Genomic DNA, 4,189 nt, shown 5'->3' with positions numbered 1-4,189 from the left:
TGGTGATCCCAGCGGGAATCGAACCCGCATTGCCAGATTGAGAATCTGGTGTCCTAACCGTTAGACGATGGGACCAACAGATGTATTATATATTTCAAAGAGCTATTTTACTAGCCATAACACCAAATATGACTTTTTGGTAGTCCTAGCGCCAATGCTTACATTGGCGTATTATTGTTAGTAAGAAAAGTTTATTGACCGATGAGTTGACAAAAGAGGGGTGTTTTCGTATGTGGGTCCGTAGCCGTGATGTTTTTTTTGGTAATTTATGGCCTGTCCATAAGCCGGCCATGGTGTGGTAAAAAAAACACATTGACCATAATAAAAAGCCCGTATATAGTGGTCCATAAGAGCTTTGAAACGCTATATACAGACATAAACAGCAATAAGGAGGGTGAAATGAGTTTTGAGCAAATAAAAAAACGGAACGGGCAAATGGTCGATTTTGATCGCTCGAGGATTGAAATAGCAATCGGTAAAGCAAGCGATAGCGTTGGTGGTGAGGCCACAACTGAAGATATAAAAGCTGTGGTGACTGAAGTTACAACCCAGGCCGAATTAGCCTTTAGCGAATCGACCCCTGATGTCGAAACCCTACAAGACCTTATTGAGCAACAACTGATGCGCTCAGGGCACTACAAGACAGTCCGGGCTTTTATAATTTATCGTGATACGCATAAGGCTATGCGCGATGCCGAGTCGGCTCGCTCCGCTGAAAAACTCGAGCAGAGTAACCTAAAGGTTACAATGCCCGATGGTACCCTACAAAACTTCAGCTATGCCAAGCTAGTTAAGGAACTTTTGGAAGCAGCCGATGACATCTCTGATGATGTAGACCTCGATGGCATTGCTCAGTCTGTAAAAGGTAGTATTTACGATGGTATTACCTACGATGAGCTAGAGGATAGTATGATAATGGCCACTAAAGCCCATATTGAGCAGGATCCAACCTACTCTAAGTTGTCCTCGAGATTGCTACTAAGGAAAATATATAAAGAGGTCTTGGGTGGCAACCACAAATCAACCCTGAATGCTGACTATAAGTCGACCTTCAAGGCTTTTATCAAGGATGCAGTTCGGGACGGTCGCCTGGACAAACGGCTAAATAGCTTTGATCTAGACGACATGGCCGATTACCTCAAGCCTGAGCGCGACCAATTAATAGACTATATGGGCCTAGATATGCTGCACGATCGCTACTTCATACAATCGGAGGGTCGTCTTCGCCGTCAGGAAGCTCCTCAGACATTTTGGATGCGTATTGCAATGGGCTTGGCTATCGCAGAAAAGAAAGACAAAGATAAATGGGCTAAGCAGTTCTACGATGTACTCTCTACACTGCGCTATGTCCCATCCACTCCTACCCTATTCCATTCGGGAACTAGCAAACCTCAGCTATCCTCCTGCTTTCTAAATACCGTCGAGGATGATCTGAAGCATATATTCAAGGTTTATCTGGATAATGCACTGATGAGTAAATACTCTGGCGGTATTGCCACCGACTGGACAAACATCAGAGGTACTGGGTCGCTTATAAAGTCGGTTAACATCCCCTCTCAAGGTGTAGTGCCATTTCTTAAAATAATGAACGATACCACGGTTGCGATCAGCAGATCCGGCAAACGCAAAGGTGCCACCTGCGCCTACCTGGAAACTTGGCACCTGGACATTGAGGACTTTTTAGAGCTTCGCAAGAACACTGGCGATGAACGCCGCCGCACCCATGACATGAACACCGCTAATTGGGTTCCCGACCTGTTTATGGAGAGGGTTAACAATAATGAGCAGTGGACGCTATTTAGTTCCGAGGAAGCCGCTGACCTGCACGATCTATACGGTGACGCTTTTAAAAAGCGCTATCAAGAATACGAGCAGATGGCCGATGAAGGTAAAATAAAGCTGTTTCGTAGACTTCCAGCAACCCAGATATGGCGCAAAATGCTTACTATGCTATTTGAGACTGGGCACCCCTGGATTACCTTTAAAGACGCCTGTAATGTAAGGAGTCCTCAAGACCATGTGGGGGTTATCCACAATTCCAACCTTTGTACCGAGATAACTCTTAATAACTCAGCCGAAGAGACTGCGGTCTGTAATTTAGGCTCGATAAACATGGCCAAGCACATTAAATCGGGCAAACTAGATAAAGAGCTAATCCAAACTACCACAGAGCTCGCCATGCGGATGCTCGATAATGTCGTGGATATTTGTTACTACACAACCAAAGAATGCGAGACTTCTAACCTCAGGCATCGCCCAGTGGGTCTAGGCATAATGGGCTTCCAGGATGCTCTATATTTACTTGATATTAATTTTGGTTCGCCTAAGGCAGTAGAATTCGCCGATGAATCTATGGAGCTAATTAGCTACCATGCCATTATGGGCTCTAGCAAATTAGCCAAAGACAGAGGTGCCTACAAGAGCTTCAAGGGCTCTAAGTGGGACCGCGGAATATTCCCAGCCGATACTATCGATTTGTTGGAGGCTGAGCGTGGGCGCAAGATAGATGTTAAGCGTGGTGGAAAGTTAGACTGGAGACCAGCCAAAGCTCATGTTAAGAAATATGGTATGCGCAACTCCAACACCATGGCTATCGCACCGACTGCATCGATCGCAAATATCGCCGGCTGCTACCCTTGTATCGAACCTATCTACAAGAACTTGTATGTCAAATCCAATATGAGCGGCGATTTCACTGTCATTAATAGCTATCTCATTGAGGATCTTAAAAATCTTGGCTTATGGAATGATTCCATGGTTAAAAAGATCAAATACCACGATGGCTCGATCCAAAAAATTAACGAGATTCCCGAAAAACTTCGAGCAAAGTACCGTGAAGTATTCGAAATAGACCCATTAGCGCTAGTGAAGATTACTGCCCATCGCGGCAAGTGGATCGACCAGAGCCAGAGTTTTAATATATTCGTCCAGGGAGTGAGCGGAAAGCAACTTAGCGATATATACATGGCTGCCTGGGACCAGGGCCTAAAAACCACCTATTACCTCCGCAGTATGGCTATATCACAGGTAGAGAAATCTACTGTAGATAGTTCAGAGTTCGGCTCTACGCACAAGCGTGAGGCTGCTACAATTCCGCCTGATAACGCTATGGCTAAGTAACAAATAAAATAAAAGGAGAACTGCTATGACACTTAAAATGTCCGACATAAGACCAGATATTAATAAGAGACGAATCATAAATGGCGAAGATGCCGATGTCATCCAATTACACCCTATGAAGCATAATTTTGCCTGGGATGCCTATTTGGCTGGCAATGCCAACCACTGGCTACCGACAGAAATCGCTATGCAGGACGATATTGAGCTTTGGAAATCAGATAATTTATCGGACGACGAACGACAAGCATTCCAGACAGCCCTCGGGTTTTTCACTACAGCCGACTCGATTGCAGCTAATAATTTAGTCCTGGCCCTGTACAAACACATTACCAGCCCGGAATGCCGCATGTACTTATTGCGTCAGTCCTATGAGGAAGCCATACACACTCACGCATACCAGTACATCGTAGAGAGCCTTGGCCTTGACGGCAGCAAGGTATTCAATATGTACCGAGAAAACTCCGCTCACTTTAGCAAGGCTAAATTCATTTTAACCTTCAATGAGGGAATATTTGCCGATGACTTCCATACTGGTACATTTGAAAGCGACCAAAAGTTCCTAGAAAACCTCTGCGTATTTTCGCTTATCCTAGAGGGAATATTCTTCTATTCTAGCTTCGCGGTAATCTTTGGTTTCCAGCGTCAAAACAAACTTGTTGGTAGCGCCGAACAAATACAGTATATAATGCGTGATGAATCTCAGCATCTCAACTTTGGTGTTAATATGATAAATGCCATTAAGGAGGAACAGCCTGAACTCTGGACGGATGAGTTCCAGACTAAAATGGTTGATTTGATAACTCAAGCCACCAAGCTAGAATATACCTATGCCCAGGAAGTGTTTCCGCGCGGCATATTTGGTATGAATGCCGACGGCTTCAAGCAATATATAGAACATGTAGCTGATAGGCGCCTGGCATCAGTTGGCCTGCCGAAGCAATACCACACCAAAAATCCGTTCCCATGGATGAGCGAAGCTGCCGACCTAAGTAAAGAAAAGAACTTTTTCGAAACACGAGTTATTGAATACCAAACAGGCGGAACTCTGGATTGGGAATAGAGAATAAAT

Annotated in this window: 2 protein-coding genes and 1 tRNA gene; 2 read left to right on the top strand and 1 reads right to left on the bottom strand. The window is 44.7% G+C overall.

From position 1 onward, the window contains the following. A tRNA-Glu gene (locus tag NT111_00120) sits at window positions 1-75 on the bottom strand. A gap of 174 nt (window positions 76-249) precedes the next feature. Between NT111_00120 and NT111_00115 the strand changes: the two genes are divergently transcribed. Together NT111_00115 and NT111_00110 are read left to right on the top strand one after the other, a co-directional pair. Then, window positions 250-3,120: a ribonucleoside-diphosphate reductase subunit alpha gene (locus NT111_00115; protein ID MCX6804424.1), complete on the top strand. Its 2,871-nt coding sequence runs from the start codon at window positions 250-252 to the stop codon at window positions 3,118-3,120. A 25-nt stretch (window positions 3,121-3,145) separates the two neighbouring features. Continuing rightward, window positions 3,146-4,180, top strand: a complete 1,035-nt coding sequence (locus NT111_00110) for a ribonucleotide-diphosphate reductase subunit beta (protein ID MCX6804423.1) — start codon at window positions 3,146-3,148, stop codon at window positions 4,178-4,180. Window positions 4,181-4,189 lie beyond the last annotated feature (9 nt).

Source organism: Patescibacteria group bacterium (assembly GCA_026397045.1).
GTDB lineage: Bacteria > Patescibacteriota > Saccharimonadia > CAILAD01 > BJGX01 > JAPLVO01.
The sequence above is the reverse complement of the archived record's forward strand: the minus strand, read 5'-3'. Positions and strand labels throughout refer to the sequence as shown.

Coding starts and splice junctions, on each gene's coding strand:
- NT111_00110 (MCX6804423.1), top strand. CDS start 3,146: ATGACACTTAAAATGTCCGACATAAGACCAGATATTAATAAGAGACGA.
- NT111_00115 (MCX6804424.1), top strand. CDS start 250: ATGTTTTTTTTGGTAATTTATGGCCTGTCCATAAGCCGGCCATGGTGT.